The sequence below is a fragment of the Pseudomonas sp. A0308 genome (assembly GCF_044218815.1).
Taxonomy (GTDB): Bacteria; Pseudomonadota; Gammaproteobacteria; order Pseudomonadales; family Pseudomonadaceae; genus Aquipseudomonas; species Aquipseudomonas iridis.
The window spans coordinates 263,333-286,400 of record NZ_CP162581.1 but is presented as its reverse complement, the minus strand read 5'-3'; the positions used below and the strand labels follow the sequence as shown (position 1 = coordinate 286,400).

The window sequence follows — 23,068 nt, the reverse complement described above, 5'->3', positions numbered from 1 at the left end:
GAGTTCTAACCAGGCGTATCGACTCTGCGGTCAAAGTCTATATGTGGCCAAAAAATCTATACCTCTACGCCCTACTATCTTCTAAATAGGCATGGAGTAATTAGTCGTAACGACGATATGGAGCGGTATGAAGGTCTCGCTTGTAAAAGATGAAAAGCAAAGCCAAACGGTCGGCGCGGTGGTATATGTGCTGAAATTAGATAAGGCCGCAAAGGATGCCGAGGATATTATCCGACAAGGTATCGCACTCAAGAAGTCAATTGAGCAGGCCGGCAGCAACTGGAGCGCCCATACAGGTACAACAGAACTCGTCAGTTTAGGTATCCCGGTACCCAAAGAGAAAGCTCTAGGCAAAAATTACGTTTTGATGCCAGATGCATATACCGAGCTGCTGATCAGCCCTTTCTACGAATTTTCACTCGATGAGAAGAAGCTAATTTCCATATCAGCAGAGTTGGTGGTAGGTGCTCCATGGCGCGGGCACACCCAGAAAAATCGAGCAGATGTGCTTGGGCTTTTCGCAAAATTTGATGAGGATACAGTTCTAGGAGGAACAGCCTTGGGAGCCTTGGCGCACTGGTATAAACCCTTCCCTTTGGTTCAGGCAGGCGAAGGGAAAAATCGGGTTTCATTAGCTCAAGAGCATAACATCCCCTATCTAGCGCAAAGTTTTACACGGAAGTTAGTACCTCCTAATACCTTAAGTATTCACCGAGTGTTTTTTTCTAGGCATATGCTTCTGAAGTGTTCAAATGCGAAGCATCTCTCCATCAATGCGGACACCCCTTTCACACTTAACGGCGGAGAGTTTCTTATCCCTTTTCCAGAGCTGACTGTTCCGCTGATGAAATTGTACGGAGTTAAAGAGCGGCGTGGTGTGCTTAGATTTTTCATCGGATATCGATTTAAACGCCATATGCTGGGCTTTTTGCGATCTAAATCCTATCCCGGGGTGTCCTCGCCTTGGTGGTAATTTTCGTCTTGTATTGAGTGATTAAACGATAGAAACAAAGGAAGGATTGCGCTGTTCCTCGTTACGCAATGTCGATACGGCTTCGAAGAGTTTCCTGCGCTTTAAGGAGGGATGAGGAGCACACAATGCTCAGATCGTGCAGGCATCCACTGATGCGAAAGCAGTTGGTCGATCTGACTCGCCCGCTGTGTGAGCATGCGAGTCAAAATGTGTTTCATGTGGGCATACGGATCATGATTGCCGCAGCCCGTTTACCGCCGTGCCGTTAAACCCGACCGTCTACTGCTTTATGCCGCCTGCAACCGGATCTAGGGTGGCAAGAGGTGCAGGGGTTAGGGCTGTGGGACTCCGCTGCAATCTCTGAACACGCTGAAACCGGTTAGTCAACCTTCTCCATTATTTTAAGGACATGGTCGTAAGCCTGTTCTTCCGCGTCCTCGGGGTCATCAGTATTGAAGATTTCCTGAAGAGAATCGTATTCCTCCTCATCTTCAATCTGATCGTCATCGTCATCGTCAACTTCATCATCGTCCAGGTCATCTAAAAGCCCATGAGCATACTGTTCAGGCCCAGGCTGGTTAGATGTGGAGTCGACAGGTATTGCGCCGGTCGGTTGACTGTCTTGCCCAGCCCCCGAGGACAACAGTCCGTTCACGTAGGCGTCGGTCTTTCCCTTCGCCTCTTTGAATTCCTGACCGACATTAACGGGGTTTGTCACGATAGCCCTGCTGACATCAGCCCAGGCTTGCACATCACCAAGCGTTTTTTTGACACCGTGCTGCTCAAGCGATTTGCGCAACAGACCTGAGGCTACGGATCGATCGTATTCCTCTTCTATGCTCATAAATTCGGAGTAGTTCTGGAGAAGATTCGCCGTGCCGCTGGGCTGGGTAGAAGGTGCCGCTGGCTCACTAGCCTTAGCGCCTTTGTTTTCATCGTCCGCCATGATGGATTCTCGATAGTTGATGTCGCAGTCGTAGCTAACGTACAGCGTTGCTGTCGCCGCGTCACTAGGCAGAAAACTGCTGTGTGCGAGTAGTTTAGAGTCCAAAATATTGAGCTGCCGTCCAGCATATCGCAAAGACTATCGACGAGCAGCAGCACTACCTTTCTCGACATCTTCATGAGCCACTGGCGATGGGTAAGCTCGGTTGCAGGCATTTGGCTAAGAGTTTGAGGTAAGAAGCTCTCAGGCGCATGGGAGTCCTTATCGCCGGAGTCGGCTAGGTTAGTTCACCGGACGGTTAGCCTGCGTTGGGTGGATCGCCTTGAGATTGTCGAGCCGGTAAACGTACGCTGAAGCTAGAGAAAACCTCAGAGATCCTGAAGCCCAGTTCCGCTGCTCTCATTCCCGCGCAGAGCAGTAAAGCAGAAGGTGCATGTACGCCACGAACACTGTGATCGACGCTGCTCTTGGGGCGTTACTTCGAAATTGATTCAACAGATACCAATTCCAAGTATTTGTATTTTTGCTTCTTCGCCGCGGCCTTTGCCTCCTGCTCAGCTACCAGTTTGCTGAGGCTGCTCGAGTCGTGAACAAAGGCTTCGACTTCACCGTCGTACACCTTAGATACATGTAATGTCACACGAAGTTTGGCCGTATGGTAACCAGTAGCTTTCTTCGGGCGGGTGGCTGGACTTGGATCTGGTGGGGTCGATGTCGTATCAACTACTGGTGCTGCTGCGTTAGGCGTCACCGGATCCACACTGACTCCGAAGAGTGCCTTCCGCATTTCTTCTTCATTTAATTCAATAGCCATAGATATACCTTGGAAAGCATTGAAAGCTGTCACGGGTCGAGCGCCCGTCTTTTAGAGGTTTACGATTTCGACAGGGAGTGGGCTCAACGGTATGGTTGATACCTGCGGATACCGATGATAGCACCGGGATTACCCGCCCGGTTCTCCCCGGCCACGGAGCCTCATCTCCATCACACTGATGGCCAGACAATTATCGTTGGTTCCTCGTCGAACAAGTCGACCCTGAATACTCGCCTGTTTGCTGCAGAGGTCGTAACATCTGGTGCACTACCGAGCTCGGCAATGCCTGAGCAATGGATTGCTTGGAAGGAGCTGAAATGACCATCCCCTCGCGAGATGAAATCGCTGGAGCAGCAACAGAAGGCAGACTTCTTGATCTGATTTTTAAGGACAGCTGGAAGCACGATGGCGCATCCTATGCGCAAGCTTTGGTTGATGCTCATCAATCAAAGGATGTCGATCTCCGCGCCCTGCTCCCTCTGCCTGAGCCGCCCGGATTTTCGGGCAACGAATTGTATCAGGGCATGGATGTTCTCCTACCCGCATTGGGCTCCATCGCAACAAGCGGTGCGGATTTGCTTGTATTGATGGCTGGGGCAGTTCCTTACGATGACTCCATGCTCAGCCACTTACCGTACGCTGAAGCAGTAAAATGGTGCCAAGTTTCACCTGATCGCCTCGTCGAGCTACTACGACTCATTGAGTCGGGTGACCTGCTCGCTCAAAGGTTTCATTGCTTACAGGCGTGCATCAGTACCGGGCTCTCGACAGATGTAGCTTTCTACCTGGCAAAGGCCATTGAATTTCTCGAAAACGGTGACGCCCTTCGACGCGCCCAGGCAGCCAGAGCCCTCTGTAATTTGTCTGCTGAAGTACGGGCAACGACTGCTGATCTGGTCGAAACCATCCTCGCCGTGATCGAGCGTGAGACCGAGCCTTCAGTACAAGACGCGCTCCTCGCCCTGGCACTTGCCTGGCAAAAGGATGCTCCGGTCGAACTGGAACGATCGACGTACAGGCTGATCGAGCGATCCACCTCCCCCGTCACTTTGGCGGCCAAAAAAGCGATCGCCCTTGCGTTGATGGGCAGCTCAAATGTTTATAGCGCTCAAGTTCGTCGAGATCTCCTTGCTCTTCTGGCGTCAGGCCAGCCAGAAGATGAGCTCGTCAAGTTGCTGGACATCGTCTTGGCCGGGCTTATCAGAAGAGGTGAGGTATTGGAGGCTCGGGGAGTGGTTGAGAAACTTATTCTCGGCGCCCCCTCTGTACTATTTACTCATTTCACTTCCGTTCTGCATGAGCTTGAGGGCGGAGATGCTGCTGTCCTGGACAAGTGGGTGGTGAGCTGGCTTCAATCTGAGTCACTGAGCTTATCTCTAGCGCTCAGGCGCGGCCTGTTTGCAGCAAGTGAGGGTCGGGTGTTCACGTTCGATTTCAGCCAGGCGCTGGACGTACCGGAAAGCGATTACCTTTTCATCGCACGCAAAGCGCTCGGCACCTTTTTCTCAAAGCCCCTCTTCATTGCCTCCCTGTTAGTGAGCATGATGCGTAACGCCACGGATGTGACCTTGGGTGCGCTGGAGAGCCTGCTGTTCGACCCAGTTCTGATCAACTACTCCGGTCTGCGATCAGATTACCTGGACGAGATAGCAGCAAGTCCCACTGATCCGGCTTCGAAGGCAGTCCATCGAGCATTGCAGGAACTGCAGAAGTACCTAGAGGGCCTTGGGGACGCGTACATCCTCGAGTTGCAACCCTCGGAGCGTCAGCGCCAGTTGGAGCATCATCGACGTAATGAGGAGATGCAAAATGACATGGTGGAGGCTCGCAAGTCTTCAATCATAGGGAGTCTGGTCAGTGAAAAAGTGCTGCTTTACGGCACCGGCATGGCCAGCTGGGTGCCGGAGTTTCCATCTCCACAGCACATGGCTGACGATGAAACGGGGGCGATGCGCCGGATGGAGCAATCGCTCGCCACTATTCAGCATACCTTCCAAATACCTCGGCATTCGGTTCTTGAGCCTTCCACGCTAGAGATCCAGATCCTCAACTTCTTGTATGAGAAGCGCTCGCAATGAAACTCGTCTTCCGTGAGTACCTCGCCTCGCTCCGCGAGCGCAATGAGCTGGATGTCGTTCTACCCGATCTGCTGAGCGAATTGGGTTACAACGTAATCTCGCGTCCATCGACTGGGCCACGCCAGTTCGGCGTCGACGTCGCCGCCGTAAGCCCCATGGTGGGCGGCGAGCAGAGGCTCTACTTGTTCACTATCAAGCAGGGAGACCTGACGCGAGCCGAGTGGGACGCAGTGCCCCAAGGTGTACGATGCTCAATCAACGATATCATCGACGTTTACATTCCGAAGCGGATTTCCACTCAGTACGAGTCATTGAAGGTTGTCATCTGTCTATGCTTTGGGGGCAGTGTGAAAGAGGCTGTGAGGGACAACCTGACGGGCATGATCAGTAGGCTGAGCGATGATCGCATTTCCTTCCAGGAATGGAATGGCGACTACATGGCGGGCTTGCTCGCTGATGGATTGCTACAGCACCAGCATGTGAGCAAGACACTGCAGTCGCGGTTCCAGAAGTCCATCGCGATGCTCGACGAGCCTGACGTTTCAGTTCAGCACTTCACCGCACTGATCGAAGGGCTGGTCAAAGCGGAAAACCTTGAAGCCCCCCAGCGGCTTGCCACACTGCGACAAATGTACATTTGCCTCTCTGTGCTGTTTGTATGGGCACGGACGCAGCAGAACCTCGAAGCCCCATACCGAGCCAGTGAGCTGGTCATTCTGCGCGCCTGGGAATTGGTCAAAGGTGACATCGAGGATGCATCGATCGGGCACACGCGCATCGGGCTGACCTTCGGCGAGCTGCTGGATCTGCACACAAAGATCTGGGCCGAGCTGATGGAAGATAAAATCCTGCCGCTCACATCAAAACGAGATGCGCTGGCCTGCTCCGTAAACTCTCACAGCTCTGTCGACATCAACCTCAAGCTGTTTGAGACTCTGGGGCGTATCGCAGTGAGGGGATTATGGATTCTCTGGCCCCACCTGGACGGTAATGAGCTGCGAGTCCTTGAAGCCTCCGAGGTACCAGAGGAGGCCTCCAAACTCGCACTGCATATCGCGGAACTCATCAAGAACAATAGGTCGCTGCTGGCGCCAGTAGCTGACGAGCAAGTGATTGAGATCAGCTGCGCCTTGACTTTCCTGTCCATGATGCGTGACTGGCGCAGCTATGCGCAGGATTACTGCGGTGAGATTCTGAGCTACTACCACTTCAATTTCACCAAGCATCATAAGTACCCGAGCATCCACGCCAGCTACCAGGAGCTGATAAGGCATCCCCAGGCCCGAACTGAAGAGTATCGGGCGCAGAATACCAAGGGCAGCGCGCTCATTCCCATAGTCACGCTCTGGGCCACTTTGGAAGGCGAAACGCGCTCTAGCGAAGGATTCTCTCGATTTGTTCGGAGCGAGATGAAACATTGTAATCAGCAGCTATGGATGCCTGGGCCTGACACCGAGGCTCTCTTGTATCTCAGCAAAACGTCGCATGGGCTAGCGCTGTGTGATATTCCAATCACTGCTGACGGCGAGGCGGCCAGAAGAACACTGGAGAGGGAGTGCTCTCAAGAAGGAGACTACTCGCGGCTGTCTGCTGTTTACCTAGGACATTGGCCGGTATTAGTGATGGCTTGCCGTCACAGTCGGCTTCCGCTTCCGCCGCAGCTCTGGTACCCACTGGTGATCAAGGAAGATGATCCAAGCATTAGGGCGGATTCCCAGCAACTTGCTGCCAGGACTGTCCGGGCGCAATCGGCATTCTGGTTTTCACGCCGGGCTGGCGCAAACCTCGAGTTGGCTGGGGAGAAAACGATTCACTTCGTTTCCCTACCGAAATGGGAAAGCGAAACCACGGAGTAACAATCAACCTGTGGTGATCCAGTCTGATGCCCAGCCCACCAAAAACTAGAGCTGCATCGACGCCGGAACCATTGCCTGACCAAGAGCCCGTCTCCGTCAGCGTTAGGCAATTCAGGTGGTCAGATCCTCCTGACTGCCCAGGCGATATGGAACGCGAATTGGCATCGCATGTGTCACGCCGAAAAAATCAGCTCAAGGCCGCGAAATTTCGTACCATTCCGCCGCGTGCGCGCGCCGATCCCAAATCATGTTCACCTATTAGGAAACCAAGTGGCAGCTCGTAATCGATACGTACGATTTCTCGGAAAACAACGCTCCAACGCCAGTGTGACACAGACTTCGAAGCCGACTGGCAGCTCCTCGCGGTTGCAGAAAACACTATCGTATACAGGTGTTATCGCCAACGTTTCCCAGGTATTCATGCTGGTGGTCGTCGTTTTTGGCTACATCTTTACCGTGCGGCCAGTCTTCCAGAAGGAAGTTGTCTCCGAAGATCTCGCCCGCCTGCAGATCGAACAACGGAAGCTTCAACAGGAGATGGGTAAGCAGACCGAGTCCTTGGCAGCGGGGGAAACTAGAAACAAAGAACTGGTTGATCAGCGGTTTGCCATCGAAGGCCAAATTGCAACGCTCAACCAGAAGGTAGTCGATGCAGAGAAGTCCGCGCGAGATGCAACGCGCCGAGCCGGGAAAGCAGTTGTCGAGGCAAAAACGGCTGAATCCACCCTCTCCATGCTTCAAACTCAGCACTATGGGCTGAAGCTGCAGAGCCTTCTGGGCGACCTGGCAATGCCGAGTAGCATCGTTCAGATCGTGAACCGCTCGGGAAGTACCTACACTTTGAAAGTCTTCGAAGAAGACGAAGTTAGCGCCATTGCACAAAAATTGAAGTCCTTAGAGCTGCAGCCTGTCGACCTGGCAAAGACCACGCTATCCCAATTGTAGGCTGAGGCCACCAAGCAAGCCCGGGCCCCCAGCGCCGCCCTAGATGCGATGCTGGCGCGAAACTACCAAGAAGGCTTGGCCAAACATTCTGAAGACCTGACATGCCCTACACCGGCATATGCCGACTGGCAGTCAGCATTCCAGTCGGCCATGCAGGCCAGCGAAGGTAACATCCAAAACTGCGTCATCGAATACTGGGCCGAGCGGACGACGCGAGAACGTTGGACGGCATCGGACGTCCGCAGCCTCGAGAAGTCCGATTTTTGGAAGGAGCAGGAGGCCAACTACGAAGCATCTTGCAAGGTAGGCTATCGCTACATCATGCATACCGCCTTTCAGCACGCTTGGGAAAAAGCTGACGAGCCCTGCGATGAGCGTCGAATGTTCGTCAACCATATCGTCATGGGAGCGCCCATCAAATCCAAGCTGAAACCAATGACAGTGGCTGCCCCGCCATCCACCCAAGATATCGCTCGCCTGTTCCAAAATCGCAATAACAAGCAGGCTGAGGCCGGTCTGTAGCGTCAGCCCGGGCCCGCCTTCGGCTTAGGTATCAAGTTAATTGCTAAGTGGCTTGAGAGTCTGAGGCGCTGCTAAATTTACCGGTGCGCTTCGAGCCTTGAGCTCAGAATCGACGCGCCTCACATTCAGTCATTGGCATCAAGTTGGCCACGTGACGCGGCTGCCATGGAATCTTGGTGTCGGCGGCATCCAGCTTCATAATCGGAGTCAGGGAGCCGAATGGCTCAACCCTTTCTATGAGCATTTGGGATAGACGCTGATGAGCGAACTTCCAACCTGAGGTGCCTGCATCATGGCTACGTGGATTTCCTGTGATCTGATCCATGTTTCAACTCCTAGGTCGTTTCGAAGGCTTGGCGTGCTCGGCGATTTGCTTATCCTCTACTCCTGAGGAGGCATTGCTACCCTCCTCCAGGCTTGGCTCATCAACCCTAGCGGGCCGCAGTTGCTCATTCTCTTTCTGTGCAGTCGCCAGCAATACCGTGGTTTCTCGCTCACGCAAATCGGCTACAGCGACGGACTGGTGGAGTGCCTTGACCTCTTCGCGCAGAGCTGAGATCTGCTCCATAAGGTGCTCAACCACCCCAGCGGACTTGGCCTCACCGTGGCGCAGTGCTTGAATTTGCGTGTTGAGAGACTGAACCAAGGCTTCTTGCGTGTGCAGGGCCTTGGTTTGCTGCCTGGCTTCACCGAGCAGGCGTTCATTGTCGCGATTCAGTCGCGTCAGATCGTCCTGTTTCATAGAGATGGTCTCCCGCAGCTTGCGCTGCTCAACTTGCATCTCATGTAGTTGAGACTCGTGCTTGCGTTGATCCTGATCTCGCTGCTCCTTCGCCGCCTCCCGATAGTGCTCGAGCGCTCCACGCGCCTGGACGTGCTTTTCCTCCAGCGATTGGATGTGCTTGTCCTTTTCAGCAACCAGCGACTCAAGGTCGGTACAGCGCTGACTGAGGCCCGCGTTACGGGTCAGCTCAGTCTGGAGTGAGGACTGGGTGGTCGCAAGTTCAGCGTTCTGCGTCTCTATCGCGGCCTGTTGGGTGGCCGAATTACGTTGGGCGGTAACCAACTCCGATCTGAGCTCGATGATCTGGTTTTCGAGCGCGGCCCGCTGCAGGTCAAAAGCTGCGGTCGCCTGGGAGATTACTTCCTGGCCCTCCTCCATAAGCTGATCCAGCAGCATTTGCACCATACCGTTGAGCGTCTCGCCCATGCGTTCACGTGCTGCTACGGGCTCTCGACTGGAGGGCTCAAGCTCTTTCAGGTACCGAGAAATCGTTGTCTTGGAGCCCGTATTTCCAAGCTCTACGCGCACTGCATCGATGCTGGGGTTGGCTCCCCTGGCCAGCAGCGCCTGACGTGCTGCTTGCACAACAGCTTTATTGATTCCGCCTCGAGCCATGGGATTCTCCTACGATATCGTACTGTGTTACATGTCATGTAGGTACATAACACTTAATTGAAATTTTACACCGTTTGAGTTTGATTTACTAGGAGGCCATAATAGTGCTTTATGGCTTCTTGATGCTTTCTGGCACCCAGAAAGCCTCCTAGTTGCGCTGGGAAAGCAAAACGCTCCGATTTTGAAGGCAAAGTACGATGGAAAAGGCAGATCGGTACCTCAGGGCCGGTACCCGGGAGAACACGCGAAAGAGTTACCGGGCGGCGATCGAGCACTTCGAAGTGACTTGGGGCGGGTACCTACCCACGACCGGAGCGGGCGTCGTTCGCTACTTGGCGGAGTACGCCGACAAACTCTCCATCAACACTCTGAAGCAGCGCTTGGCGGCCCTTGCGCAGTGGCACATAACTCAGGGCTTCCCTGATCCAACCAAGACCCCTGACGTGCGCCAGATGATCAAGGGCATCAAGGTCGTGCACCCCGCAAGAGTGAAACAGGCCGCCCCACTGCTACTGAAGCACCTAGAGCAGGCGGTCACATGGCTTGAAGGGGAAGCTGCAGCTGCGATTGAACGGGGAGATTACAAAACGCTGGTACGTCACCGGCGCTCGGTAGCGATCATCTTGATTGGGTTCTGGCGTGGCTTTCGAGGCGACGAGTTGGCCAGGCTGACGGTGGAGGACACCCAAGCCGTAAGCGGAGAAGGCATTACCTTTTTTCTGCCCTACACCAAGGGTGATCGCCAGCATGAAGGAACCACGTTCCAGACGCCGGCCCTAACTATGCTTTGCCCTGTGGAGGCCTATATCAATTGGATAACGGTTGCCGGGATCGCTAAAGGCCCGGTGTTCCAGCGGATTGATCGCTGGGGAAACCTGTCAGGCAAAGCCATGCAGCCGCATAGTCTGATACCCGTGCTACGCCGCATTTTCAAAGATGCAGGATTGCCAGCCGAGCTCTTTAGCAGCCACTCGATGCGGAGAGGCTTTGCAACCTGGGCGTCCGCCAATGGGTGGGACATCAAAGGGCTGATGAGCTATGTGGGCTGGAAGGATATGAAGTCTGCGTTGAGCTATGTGGATGCTAGTGTGTCCTTCGGTGGAATTGCTTTGCACGCCGCAGCAACGCCGACGAGAAGCCCAAATCAGCTCCAAGGTGTGGCCATCGGAATAAACAGACGCTAACTCTAACCCAACTTTTCGTACTATCTCACGGCCAACACCCCCGCCCTTTTGCTAAGTACGCATCTGCTCTGATCATAGCGGTAAAGAAGGATATTTATGCCAAAACCAGCCCCTCCACGCCTGATCGTCGATCAAGGTGAGACAATCGTTGTGCTTGATACCAATGCAGCCCGCAACCTCGCTCACGAACTACAGTGTCCGCCTTGGGCTTTAACGTTTGCTAAAATGAAGAAGGAAGGCTATTCGTTTTCGCTCGCTGACGGTGCTCTAATGGAGCTTCTTAACCAGCGGGCGCGAAATTCGATCAAAGCACAAGAGATCGAGCGTCTGTGCCAGCGTCTGGCCCTCTTCCTCAATCCCCAACTGCCGGTAATACTCGGAAAAAATGACCTACTCGGCATGCTCCAAATCAACACTGAGCCTTGGAGTGAAAGTTCATGTCGTTCGTTGTCGGCTCAAACTTGGCAGGCGCTCGAAAGCCGACACACACACCCACTAGGCGATGGCCCAGATGCCCTGCTTCAAGAAGCTCGCGATGAATGGATTGAACGCCTTGCGCACTGGCAAATAGTTGTCGATAAATTAAGATCCAAGAACACAAAGATTTTGGAAGCGGCAGAGGAGTTGAGTCCGGATGAACTACTCCAATTCTTGCAAAGCGGGCCTTGGGCAACAGATTTCGCCACAGCGACTGTCGATACCGTGCACGATGCGCTTACCAGCTCGGTCGAGAACCGAAATCGGTGGGATGTGATCGAGCCTCAACTCCGTGCGGCGGTGTTCAATTCCTTTGAATCGGCGGACGACAAGACTGTTCACGAGACACAAGGAATGCATTTGGAAATCCGATATCACTGGCGGCAGTTCGCTCGGATGCAGAAGAAAAAAGGCGCCTACAATCCGTCATCGCGTAGCAAACGTAACGATGGCATTGATTACGATCTCCTCAGCTACCTCAAGCTACCGGCGCTTTTGGTAACGGAAGACGGCGGGGTCGTTGATAAGCTTTCGGACATTAATAGCTTCCAGAAAGATTGGATTTACAGGCCGCAGAAGCTGGCAGACCTTTGGGAAGCTAACGGCAACCCTAGACCATTTTTTTAAAGTTCAGCCTTGAGCAGCAGGGCTGAGAAAGGCAGGCCACCGAAATCTGCATAGGTGATGGAAAGCAAAGCTCGTAGGAGATTGCAGAGTATGTAGGGTGAGTGGCTAGCCTTAGCGATAAATCACATCAGCAAAGAGCCGAGACTCGCTGATCCCGAGATCTTTCTGGTAGGACGCGCTCATCTCTGGTGCAGTTGGGTCAACGCTTCAGAGATGACGCGCGACCAGATCATACTGCCTAGGTGAAAAAGGGAGCCGAGGAGGCTAACACTAGCCCTGAGAACGCCGTTGTCCCTTGACTACTTTCCCCGACTGAGCTGTTGCGCCTGCGAGCTTCGAGCAGGCGATTAAGGATTGACAGCGCCTAGCAGGATCGCTAGAAAATCTGATCTTCTCTGGAGCACGCCCCCAATGGAAAACCCCGCCACCATCAATGAGATTGTTGAAAGTTTCGAACGGCTGGTGAATGTTACTAAGCCCGTCCGAAAAGTGGCGACCGAGTCAGCCAATGCCTATTCGAAATCCTTTCCTCAGAACCCCATCTTCAAAAAAGGGAAGGAAAGTCAGGATAAGCGACAGCGGCATCCTGCTCTGAAGCAGGGGAGCAGTCGAAAAGTCAACCAGGTTGCCTCTTCCACCAGAGAGCAGGCTCTGCACGAAATGATCGTTCAGCATCCTTTTCTTCTCCACACACCAGAGCTGTACGCCGGCGGACTCTACCTGGATGCACTTCTGAATAAATATGAACTGCCCTCGGGTCACATCACCGACTTCACGTATATCACCGTTCAAGACCGTGTGATCAAGGTTACTCTCGTTGAAATTGAAAAGGCGTCGAAGGCGGTGTTCCATAACTCCATCGGCCGACGATCATCCTTTCGGTGCGAGACAGAGGCCGCGCTTAATCAGGTCAGGAACTGGCGTGAAGAGATGCAGAATGAAGCTTCACAGAAAACTCTACTACGCAAACTGAGAAAATTGTTCATAGGGTATCCGCTGCCGATTTTTGACGACCATGGAAATCCCACATCGCTTGCTCGGATAGAGATCAGCTATGTATTGGTTGTAGGAAATGAAACACCGCAAAACGAAGCGCATCAATCATTGATTGATAGGTTGTATATGCAGGAAGGCATCATATTTATGACTTATCCAATGATGCTGGAGCAAGTCAGGAAGTACCACCACATCAAAAACGTTTTGAAGCTCGGTCTTTACAAGACGACCCCTCTTACACTGGCTAATCCATCATCCCTTCTCCCTCTTGCCCAGTCACTGGGGCTGCCGGCTACCCAGAATGATGACCCGTACGGGGTGCGACTAGCTGGGTTGGGCTGGGAATTACATATAGGAAGTAACGAGGCCTCGGCCATGCATCCAGCCTCCATAAAAGCAATCTTCTATCGATCGGGCGGTAGATGCGAAAAGCCCGGATGTAGTCGCAGAGCGATCGAGGAAGGCAAAATTACAGGCCTCCTACGTCCCATATACAACGTTATTGACGATGATAGTGATTGGACGAAATTCTGGAACACTGACCATGTGGCATTAACTTGTGCAGATCATTTGAACTGCCTCAACGATGAGGAAAAACATACCCTCGGAATGCCACATCCACTCAACCAATCTATGGCCTTGCGTAAGCCATACAGGGCTGATCTCGACCAACAAGCTTTGAGCTTCACTCGCAACTGGCAAACCAGCATGGCGGACAATTTACTGGGGGTTTTAGAGATTGAACCTACTCAGCATCCCGAGCTGGCAGCAAATTTGCGTATGTGGCTCTTAGCAGTAAACTCCCTACCTCGGCATTGCCAATGGTTGCTTTCGGGAATCGTGAACGCCTATTTCAGAAGTCACCACAGGTGGGAATTCCGGAGAAACAGCGAGCGCGTAAAAACAGATTGGCGCTTTTATCACCTGTTCAAGGCAAGAATGATTCGAATCAACCCTCGAGCGAAGCCGCACGAAAACATTGAACCTGCGGTGTTCAGTAAAGAGTTGATTGAGCGAGTGGAGTTCTTGTTTGGTGATCGAACCTGGATGGCTATACACGACCTGTGCGAAGGCAACGTGAGAGGACTGGCGTTTAATCTTGAGCGAGCCCGCGAGGATGCTTTGGAAAAAGCAGAGTAATAAGAGGCATAGGGTAGTTACCACTAAAATGGCCACCATGGAACCCAGAGGCGCTCATCTCCACCTTCCCGGCGTCATCATTACTGCCAAGATCAGTGTGGCGGCTGTCGTAGTTATAGGTGTCTAATGCCATAGAGGTGGAGGAGACGTTCAAGCTTTCACAATCCGGGGGGCTTCACATCATTTCCTCTGATATAGCCGCTGAAATGAACGTTACCGCCCGCAGGAACCTGCCCCGACAGCAGAATCGAGAGCGAGACTGGCGGCCGCCAGCTTTTCATTTTCAATAACACCAACATCCCTTCTGCCCCAGCACGACCAGAATGCAGTTCAACCAAGCGTTTCGTTGCAGCGTCGGGGACGGCGTCCCCATAACTCTCAATAGATAGTCCGACACGGCCTGGCTCAGGTTTTCTGCCTCCGAGTGCAAAAACTCCACGTCCCTGCGGCCATCGCCTCTTGATAGCGCCGAAGCGCCTCTGCAGCCTGCAGAGAAAACCGTTTGATATCCTCTTGGATTTACACAAAGTCTCGCTTTATCGTCCGCTACAACTTTTGCGCCCGCAGGCCTTAACGCTGCAGGCAGGGAAAGTCTTTCCCTAACCTGCACAGGCCCGTCTCAGGTTAGGCCATGTTGGCTTCGTTTGCTGAAGACCACTGTGCGCTTATCTTCGTAGCGGACAACCCCCACGAACCCTCGGCGCTTCAGGGCCTCAACAAGGCGCCGAACGTCTGAGGATGGCGGGAGGTGCGCACGCTTCTTTCCAACGAGGTCAGCATGCTCTTCTCCCAGTAAAGGTAGTACCTCGGCTAAGTCAGTCCAGCCGCAATTCATCTGCAGGGCTTGGATGATCATCTCTGTCCGATTCGAGGTGCTCAGGGATGAATCGGAAAGGCAATGCAGGATCACGGGCAAGTAGCTCACCGGGAATGTGGCTTGCTCACTGTTAGCGCGAACGCAAGCGTTGGCCAATTCAACGACCGAGCCCTCCCAAGTGCTGAACATATCTGCAGTAATGCCCTGCCACATCGTAATGGTGTCTACTACAGAAGCGACACCAGAGCGGCTGAGGGCCGCAACCAAGCCAATTGGCAACGTAGTTAGACTCAGAGTTTCACGGGCTTCCGTCCAATGATGGGCGATGTAACGTGCCGCTAGTGAGATGTTGTACTGTGCGAATAGCTCTCTGACTTCTGAACTGTAAGGGACGAAGGACGCATCTGAGAAACAGAGCCATCGGGTTGTTGGCACGGAGTGTTTCAAAAATACCGACGGCGCCAGGACGATCGAAGAAAACAGGGACTTTAAAGTCTCATCGCTAACCTGCTCATGTTGGATGAGGAATGTCTGCAACTCTTCCTCCCCTTCTGCTCCCCAAATCTCATCGGTCAGCCTTGCCGCGTTGCGTGTGACGAATTTGATGAAGGTAGGAGCAGCAGAATTGCCGAGATCTATCCGTTCAACTTCAGATGACGAGGCCTCTCCGCCGGTTATGATGACGTAATCGAAGAATGTCCATACGGTATCCCCGATGTTGCACAAGCGCTCAGACTCCATAGCCGACAACCAAAGCGCATGAGGAAGTCTTTCAATATCAGTGATCAAGCAACTGGTTTTTTTGAAGAGCTCCAACTGAAGCCCCTCCATGTCTTCGATATCTTCGAGCAGAGCAAACAGGTCGAGTAGCGAGATCTCCGTCTCAGGTAGGCTGCCATCTTGGCTGAGCAATCCGCAAACGTACGCTGCAGCAGATTGCTCAATCAGCTCATCGAAGCCGACGAGTTCCAACTGGGAAAGCCGATCGTGGGAAACGGTGCCAGGGTCGGTGCCATGATCCAGAGTACTGCATAGCAGTTTCAACATCGGCAGTGTGGGACTGAGGCACCCCCACTCCACCAGTGATCGGAGCTCGTCAAAAGTAGATGTGTCGCTGACATTCCAAAACTGCGCGGGTTTCTTTCTGAGCCAATCCCAGCCCATCTGGTTTGAAGCCAACCCGGGAATCAGCTTTGAAACATCGCGCAGGTCGTTGATGGCTTTGAACACCGTGTCGCTGCGCCCTTCAAGCTGTTTGAGTTCGTCGGCCGTCAAGCTATCCAACGTCATGACCAACAAATCTTCAAGCACAAAGTTCGCTTTGTCGTAGGCGACGAGCTCATTGATGACGTTAGGATGGTTTTTGAATAGTGCCCTGATGAACCCAGTCTTCGCCTCATCTGGGAGCAGCTCGACAACCTCAGCAAGGCGCGCTAGATGCTGAGAACTGCTTTTGATGATTACCTGCAGCTTGTCTTCCCTGGACTGAGCGTCATCCTGGCTTGGCCGGACGAGTTCGGCCATCAAGTGCACCAACAACCCTTTCCCCTTGTCGATCGAATCGAAATCCAGCTTGCTCGCAACACGCTCGGGATTCCGTATGGGGGTGCCGACGTCAAGCATTTCGCCCCGGGCAAGGGCCATCGTGAGCATCTTGTCCGTCTGGGTCAATGAGCCTTCGTAGAAGTAGCCCAGGTAGTCCGTGTAATCGGTATCAAGCTTGCCTCGGCGCAGCATGAAAATGATCAGCTCGTAGCCAGCGAAGCGAGCACTGAACGAGTCACCATAGCCGTTTTTACAGGCGTCTCTGAACGGCATGGTTTTCAGTTTTGTTATCTCTCTCTGCGAATCCGCAATCTGATCGTCAATCTCATGAATTGACTTTTCAAACCTCGCGGCGCGATCGGAGTACGACAGCTCCTGGAGCACTGTTTTGGGACTCTGGGCGTCACCTCGCTGAGATCCGTAACCCCTGGCATTAAATTGCGTATAGACATTCCTCTGATTGACCACCCGGTCGAACACTTGGTCTTCGACAAAATCCATCAGCGAGATGACGGTTCCGTCTTCTAGCCATAGAGTATTGGCCTCTCTGAGGTTGCCTCGACGGATGAGCTCTAACCAAACACACGCACGGAGGCTTGCCAAATTGGGAGCAATATCTGCCTCATGCTTCTCTCGCTGTTCCTTCAGGGCTGCAATCACGCGCTGATGGGGTTGTGCTTCACCTTTAACCCACTCGGGGTAGCCGTCGATCACCTCATATACAAGTCCTTTCCGCTTGAGGAGATCCGAATACACCTCAGGGTGAAGGTTCCTAAGGGCAACCATCGCGAAAAGCTTGTCAGGTTCAAGCGCCAGGCCGTCATTGGCGAGAATGTTTGCGTAGATGTCGAACTCGTTCACGATGTTCTTGATCAGGCGCATCTCATCGACGTGGTAGCCCACCGTTTCGATCAGCTTGGGCGTGAGACCAGCGGTGAGCGGCTGACCACCTACATGTCGCTGCTCCAGCAGCTCGATCAGTTTTTCACGCGAGTTTTCCGAGTTCACCACGGGAATGATCGGGATGATCAGATCAAAAAACTTCGTTTTGTCCGTGACGGTAAACATCTCATCCCGCAGCGCATAGATGAAATGGATAGGGCGATTCACCTGGGGAGACTGGCGGATGATGAAATTGATCTCTCGCAGCCTGAAAAAGATCTCCTGGATGTCGAATCTGTCCAGATCCTCAATCACCACAACGTCGATGTCGCTGCGCTCGAAGCAGTAGATGATCTCGTCGATGTTCTTGTGCAGCACCGAGCCATGGTGAGTCGCCTCAAGCTTCCCGCCCTTGAGCGTCAAACCATCGATGCTGAAAAGTGAGAGCAGTTTTAAGCCAGAGTAAAGGGCCCACGCACAGCCAAGCAAGACCACACCAAGTGCAACCGGTTCTGGTACCCACATCAGCCCTTTCAATGCCCAATCCTTTGCGACCTCGGAAAGGGTTTGCAACTTCGGTGCACCCAGGCGCAACGCGCAGATACCGATCGCTGCGACGCACAGGGTACGCCAGCACACGCGCAGCGTTGAGGCATGAGAAATGCGCTTAAGTCGTGTTTTGGGTAATTTTTTCGCTTGTACCGCGTAAAGAAGCTGCTGGACGATCGTCTCTTCGATCCGATTGATTAGGTCATCACTAGCCGCCCCATCGGTGGTGATCTCAACCGATGCAGGCCGAGGTGCTTCGAGCAGCCTTGGCTCAGATGACTCGTCAATCGGCTTTGGTGAGACAGTGGTGGTGGGAGCGTTCGCCTTGGTGAATGTGGCCAACGATACGAAAGTATGTTTGAAGCTACGGTGGTGTTCGAAAAACGTCTTCAGGACACTGCTTTTACCTGCCCCATAGCCACCGGTAATTGCTATGTTGAGTACTTCATCGTTTTGCAGTGCCCGCAAGAGTTCACGCTCATATCTTGCCGCTCTGTCGTTCTCCACCAGAATGGGAGTCAAGGGCTCGAAATAGAGTCCATCCTCACTTCGCCAAGCTGCGAATGATCGCCGGGCTGCACGTCCACCGGCGACTAGCGCCCACCAACAGCGGCTGGCGCCGCGTACGATTTTCCCTGACATTTCCTGATCCTGGTTCTCGGCCCGCCGCCCAGCGCTGGGCCGCAATCGCCTTCAATACACGCGTCGACGTAGTCACAATGAAAACCTACGCGCCACTTCGTTAGCGGCTATATGCCACATATGAAGGCTTTGCGCTATCCGGGTGCGGGGCTGGCTGGTACTGACGCCCTTAACGTCGCCGAGTCAGTTTTGCCTGCCGAGTATCTTGGCGTCTTGGTTTTCCGGGCTTGTACTTGCAACGAGGAAAGCTTGAGCAGGATTTGAAATCACCGAACTTACCGGTGCGCTGAAGCACGACCCCATGTTGGCACACCGGGCATCGTTCCTCCTGGATTGGTTCACCCTTGATATCTGTGACTATTACCACCCCGTCCTTTACCAGCTCGGTGAGGAACGGTGAATTTCTGGCAGACACAGTGAACATCACTACAGACCTACGAGCCCGGGTCAACGCCACGTAGAAAAGTCGGCGCTCCTCGCCATGCAGGTAGGTGTCTCCTTCGGGCATAACTAGGCCGAAGACCGGATCGTCCCCTTTCATGCTCGGGAATCCTCCAGCCATCATTCCGGGGAGCAAAATATAGTCGGCCTGATCACCCTTTGAGGTGTGAATGGTTTTGAATCTGATCTCAAGTTTGTTTCCGTAGCGTTGCTCCCACCCCTGGGGTATGAATTGCGCATCGGTTTTGTAGCGTCCAAGTACGAAGACTGTTATCAGCCGACCATTTGCCCCGGGGACTACGCCGGTCGAAAGCTGCTGGTAAAGATCGTCCAAATACTGGCGCAAGCCATCCTGAACCTGATCCCTACTCGATAGCTGAAATGCCTGGAATGCGGGCCCGATGGGCTCCGTCACAGAAATCACGGTCTTCTGCAACTGAGCAGGGTTCTTAGCCACGAACTGGCTGGAGGTGTCACAGATAGCCTGAGGGCAGCGATAAGTCTTCTCTAATCGGAATACCTCACCGTGGCCATACCATTCCACGAAACCAGTCATCACACTCACATCCGCGCCGGCGAATCGATTGATTGACTGCCAGTCATCACCCACCGCGAACAGGTGACTATGGGGCTCTTGTACCAACGCCCGGCAGAGTCGCGCACGAGCGCGCGACGCATCTTGGTATTCGTCGGCCATGACCAAGCGATAAGGCGACTGGTAGCCACGCTCTAGGCAATCTGCGGCCAGGTTAATCATGTCCTCAAAATCGATCCCACGGTCTTCTTTCAGGGCGGCATCCCAGCCTTCGATCACCGGAATCGCGAGCTCCAGGAACATTTTGTACCGGAACTTGAAAACGCTGATCGGAAGAGCGTCGTACCGTTCGTGCAGCATCGCCGCCGTCAGGCTATTACTTTTGTAGTGAGAGATGAACGATCGGAGCACCTTCACCAAGTCAATATGTTCCAGTGGTACTAGGCCGGAGTCCGGGATCGGACGGTCGGGGTTTGGATTTAGCTCCACGCCCCGCGACGTCAGCTCTTGAGAGAGATGAGCGAAGATTTCACCCGTCCGCAATTGGTGTGAAGTCGACTCCATCAGCTGCGTACCATAACTGGCATGGGTCTTCCGCTTCCAATCGGCCCCTTCCGCATAATTCACGAAATGCGCGGGTGCTTGGCCCTCTGCATCGAAGGCAAAGTGCTCGTGATAGAGGTTCAGCTGCGGGTAATAAAAGTCGGGCGCATATTGGCGGTGATCGGCAGTTGCAGTGTCGTGTTCGTAGGGCCGCTCATAGGCGTACTCGACGCCGTTGTAGAAAAGCCAGTTGGCAATCAAGCGCTCTTCCTGACTCGCGACATGCTCACCATTGAGTGTGATAAGCCGAGCCTCCCCTTCCCTGTCGAAAGCTTCCGCCACATCTCTCAACGGCGCAGTGGAGTGATCCCGCCCGAATACCAAGCGGAAAAGATCCCACTTGGTGCGAAACTCATCTGACCTGTCTTTAAGCGTGTCAACGATCACACCAAGTTTCTCAAGCCCAAGATCCGCCTTGGTAGCCCACTTGGGGACGCTAGGTTTTTTGCCTGTCGCACCGCCAATGATTTTTAAGCCCAGTGAATGAAACGTCAGTGCATTGATCGTGACACCGGCCATACCTAGCCTTCCGAGAGACTGAGCGCCCCTTTCCTGCAGCTCCTGTGCAGCATCTTTGTTAAAGGCCAGCATGATGATCTCGGATGGGGCCAAGAAACCGCGATGAACCGCGTAAATCGCCTTGGCAACCATCGTAGAGGTCTTGCCGGAGCCGGCGGAGGCAATAAGCTGAACCCGATTGTCGAAGCAAACCACAGCTTTTGCTTGCTCATCATTGAGCTCACGGGACTCGACGTTATCCAGAAGATTTGAGCAAGCATCCAGCTCGCGGATCATGTGTGCTTTGTTACGAGTCTGCCAATGCGTTGGCCAATCTTGAGACCATTGGCGCAACCGCCCTAACACGCGTGTCTTGTTGTCTCCCAATGCAGTTTGGATAACTGGAGAATCAAACAGTGACTTGAGATCAGCATCGTCGATTTTCAAAGCATCCTTCTCGAAAAGAAGCTCCTGCTGCATGTCGTGTGTCAGCCATCGATGTTCTGCGTCTACCGTCAGCGCAACTTGATCGACCAATTTCAGCCAACCCATGATCCTGGCGTAATAAGTACGGAAATTCTGCCTGCTCGTGACGGCCCGAAGCTGCTCACTCAGCGTGTGACGAGCCGACTTTGGCAAGCCGACGAGATGAATCTCGTAACCAACCCAAGCAGTGACGTTTGTCCATAACAGGCCATCGCGAAAGCGCAGTGAGGAAAACGCTTCGAGAGGTATCGAGTACGTTTGCTCATTCAACGTAACGCTGAATTGATCATTCTCGATCGTCAGACGCCATGATGCCGCCCTTCTGAGCAGCCGCGAGAGAAAAGAAGGTTGCCACTCCATTGTAATCCGCCAATCACACCGCAAAAAACAGGTAGTTTACCCATCAATGCGGCACTCGACAGATAGCAGCTAGCTCATGGCATCTACATTGGTGCCTGTGCAATCTCCATGCCTTCCCTGTGTGAGATTCCATTCAGCGCCTCGGATGCTGTCTACAACCAGCTGCACGTCTTCAACGGATAATCGTAACTACGCCACTCTATGCAGGGGTTGAGGTTTTTTCGTGAGCTGGCCATGCTAAGTTGTCAATGCAGGAGCAGGCTACTCCTCTTACGGTCTCTCAAGCCGAGCTAGCAAGTATCCTCCTACGCACAGCTGCTCAATCAACCACGAAGCGTCCTCCACGCTGAACTTGAATACCCTATCTTCGATCCCCAAGATCGGTACGAATAGCTCGTCGTTCACCCCTATGAAAAGCTGAAAATAGCTTTGCGACTCTGGGTAGCGAAACGACCCAGATGCTCCAAAGAACATTCCGTCCGAGTCGTACCCGTGGTTGCACAACCAATCCTGCTGTGTGGACTGAGTACGAGACAGAATCAGTTGGTGAAATAGCTTTCCAAAATCTAATTTCTGCGGATTAGGGATACCAGTGAGGATTGGGCTCCGTTGATGGAGCGTTTTGATCAGGGTCGACAGCCCATCAGCTAGCTCTCCGCATTGCTGAGCAGTGAAGTCATATTCAGACCCGTCTAGAACGAGCCTTACCTGGCTATCTGCGAGTTCAACAGATGCCTTGAACCACTTAGCGTCCTCACCCTCACCCTCACCCTCATCTTCATGAGATAAAAACGCGCGCTCGGCCCTGAACTTAGTAATTTCCGCAAAATCATGCTCTTTCATCATTGCCCACACAGCCCTTTACCGTGAAATACAAACTTAAACGGATTTTTTTTTGCAAAACTTTAGTGCTTCGCAAAATTATTTTTCAGGCAGATGTCTTTTTAAACCCAACACTCAAGTTTCGAATTCCGCCTCCGTTTAAATAGTCATGCGACTTATTTTCTGAGGAATATCGAGACCATGAGTACAAAACTGCCGCCGAACAGATTCTTCACGTTCAAGGATGGTTCGCCCGAGGGTGAGTTGGACGAAGTTAGGCTCGCCATCTTCACTCGGCCCGGCACTGCCGAGGGTGAAGTCATAGACGATGACAACAGCTACGCAGTTCTCCTGGATACAGAATCCAATGGCGTAGTTTCTATCAAAATCGATGAGTCGCGCTTTAGGTTCACGCATCAGCAGGCGATAGCGCTAGCCTCAGCACTCACTGACCTCTCAAGAAATGACGGATGAGTTGCAGCCTCTGATCTGTGCAACCGACTCTGTGAGACGTTCATCATGGAGGGTGATCATTACGGCCCTGGAACCATGTAAATCCTTGCTGTGGAGATAGCGATTGCACGATTTACGGGCTTGACTCTGTGCGTGCCCCTACGGGGATGGCTGTCGTGAACCGAGTCTAGCGGAGCCCAGTCTCGGCCCTACCGGGCTTCCATCCTCACGCCTGCGCGCTTCGCTTGGCTGTTTATGTTTTTTGGTCATAGCATGGTACGTTTTGAAGATGTTGGTGCTCGATACGAACTCCCTGCCCTAGGCCTCACTCTCTCTCTGTGATTTCTCGCGAAGCCAGCGTTAGCCATCGAAAGCTACGAAGTTCATGTCCATGGTTAGAAGCATGAAGTAAACCGATACCTGGATGGGCTTTTACCTATCCAAACTGGAACGAAACCCAACCCACTAAAGCTAACCG

16 protein-coding genes are annotated in these 23,068 nt (G+C 53.1%); 9 read left to right on the top strand and 7 right to left on the bottom strand.

Translation table 11 applies throughout. The annotated features are described in order from the left end of the window. Positions 1-127 precede the first annotated feature (127 nt). Positions 128-973 carry a hypothetical protein gene (locus AB4P92_RS01360; RefSeq protein WP_395598697.1) on the top strand — a complete coding sequence of 282 codons (846 nt, stop codon included), beginning with the start codon at positions 128-130 and terminating at the stop codon, positions 971-973. 379 nt (positions 974-1,352) lie between these two features. On the opposite strand, the gene AB4P92_RS01355 is transcribed toward AB4P92_RS01360, so the two are convergent. Together AB4P92_RS01355 and AB4P92_RS01350 are read right to left on the bottom strand one after the other, a co-directional pair. After that, entirely contained in the window at positions 1,353-1,919 is a 567-nt protein-coding gene (locus tag AB4P92_RS01355; RefSeq protein WP_200645877.1) for a hypothetical protein, read from the bottom strand. A gap of 475 nt (positions 1,920-2,394) precedes the next feature. Next, the gene (locus tag AB4P92_RS01350) at positions 2,395-2,733 is read right to left on the bottom strand and encodes a hypothetical protein (protein ID WP_200645876.1); all 339 of its coding nucleotides are present in this window, start codon (positions 2,731-2,733) and stop codon (positions 2,395-2,397) included. A gap of 317 nt (positions 2,734-3,050) precedes the next feature. On the opposite strand from AB4P92_RS01350, the gene AB4P92_RS01345 reads away from it, so the two are divergent. From AB4P92_RS01345 to AB4P92_RS01330, 4 genes are all read left to right on the top strand, one after another. Beyond that, entirely contained in the window at positions 3,051-4,811 is a 1,761-nt protein-coding gene (locus AB4P92_RS01345; protein ID WP_301482458.1) for a hypothetical protein, read from the top strand. Further along, a complete protein-coding gene (locus tag AB4P92_RS01340) occupies positions 4,808-6,667 on the top strand; it encodes a chemotaxis protein (RefSeq protein ID WP_200645874.1) in 1,860 nt (619 codons plus the stop codon). Before AB4P92_RS01345 ends, AB4P92_RS01340 begins: the two co-directional genes overlap by 4 nt. Positions 6,668-6,937: 270 nt before the next feature. After that, positions 6,938-7,612, top strand: coding sequence for a hypothetical protein (locus tag AB4P92_RS01335; protein ID WP_234452004.1), 675 nt, complete (start codon positions 6,938-6,940; stop codon positions 7,610-7,612). Between the two features lie 48 nt (positions 7,613-7,660). After that, positions 7,661-8,134 (top strand): hypothetical protein, encoded by a 474-nt coding sequence (locus AB4P92_RS01330; RefSeq protein WP_234452003.1) that lies wholly within the window; start codon positions 7,661-7,663, stop codon positions 8,132-8,134. A 103-nt stretch (positions 8,135-8,237) separates the two neighbouring features. Here AB4P92_RS01330 and AB4P92_RS01325 read toward each other — a convergent pair whose 3' ends face one another. Both AB4P92_RS01325 and AB4P92_RS01320 read right to left on the bottom strand, forming a co-directional pair. After that, a complete protein-coding gene (locus tag AB4P92_RS01325; protein WP_200645873.1) occupies positions 8,238-8,459 on the bottom strand; it encodes a hypothetical protein in 222 nt (73 codons plus the stop codon). 3 nt (positions 8,460-8,462) lie between these two features. Beyond that, entirely contained in the window at positions 8,463-9,533 is a 1,071-nt protein-coding gene (locus AB4P92_RS01320) for a DNA-binding protein (protein WP_200645872.1), read from the bottom strand. Between the two features lie 197 nt (positions 9,534-9,730). Here AB4P92_RS01320 and AB4P92_RS01315 point away from each other — a divergent pair, with 197 nt between their 5' ends. From AB4P92_RS01315 to AB4P92_RS01305, 3 genes are all read left to right on the top strand, one after another. Continuing rightward, entirely contained in the window at positions 9,731-10,717 is a 987-nt protein-coding gene (locus AB4P92_RS01315) for a tyrosine-type recombinase/integrase (RefSeq protein ID WP_200645871.1), read from the top strand. A gap of 96 nt (positions 10,718-10,813) precedes the next feature. Beyond that, positions 10,814-11,821 carry a hypothetical protein gene (locus AB4P92_RS01310; protein ID WP_200645870.1) on the top strand — a complete coding sequence of 336 codons (1,008 nt, stop codon included), beginning with the start codon at positions 10,814-10,816 and terminating at the stop codon, positions 11,819-11,821. Between the two features lie 411 nt (positions 11,822-12,232). Continuing rightward, positions 12,233-13,957 (top strand): Shedu anti-phage system protein SduA domain-containing protein, encoded by a 1,725-nt coding sequence (locus AB4P92_RS01305; RefSeq protein WP_200645869.1) that lies wholly within the window; start codon positions 12,233-12,235, stop codon positions 13,955-13,957. Between the two features lie 619 nt (positions 13,958-14,576). On the opposite strand, the gene AB4P92_RS01300 is transcribed toward AB4P92_RS01305, so the two are convergent. The 3 genes from AB4P92_RS01300 to AB4P92_RS01290 form a co-directional block, all read right to left on the bottom strand. Continuing rightward, on the bottom strand, positions 14,577-18,392 hold the full coding sequence (locus tag AB4P92_RS01300) for a P-loop NTPase fold protein (protein WP_200645868.1): 3,816 nt from the start codon (positions 18,390-18,392) through the stop codon (positions 14,577-14,579). 169 nt (positions 18,393-18,561) lie between these two features. Then, positions 18,562-21,315, bottom strand: coding sequence for a UvrD-helicase domain-containing protein (locus tag AB4P92_RS01295; RefSeq protein WP_234452002.1), 2,754 nt, complete (start codon positions 21,313-21,315; stop codon positions 18,562-18,564). A 270-nt stretch (positions 21,316-21,585) separates the two neighbouring features. Continuing rightward, entirely contained in the window at positions 21,586-22,161 is a 576-nt protein-coding gene (locus AB4P92_RS01290; RefSeq protein WP_200645867.1) for a hypothetical protein, read from the bottom strand. A 177-nt stretch (positions 22,162-22,338) separates the two neighbouring features. Here AB4P92_RS01290 and AB4P92_RS01285 point away from each other — a divergent pair, with 177 nt between their 5' ends. Continuing rightward, positions 22,339-22,611 carry a hypothetical protein gene (locus AB4P92_RS01285; protein WP_200645866.1) on the top strand — a complete coding sequence of 91 codons (273 nt, stop codon included), beginning with the start codon at positions 22,339-22,341 and terminating at the stop codon, positions 22,609-22,611. Positions 22,612-23,068: the final 457 nt, after the last annotated feature.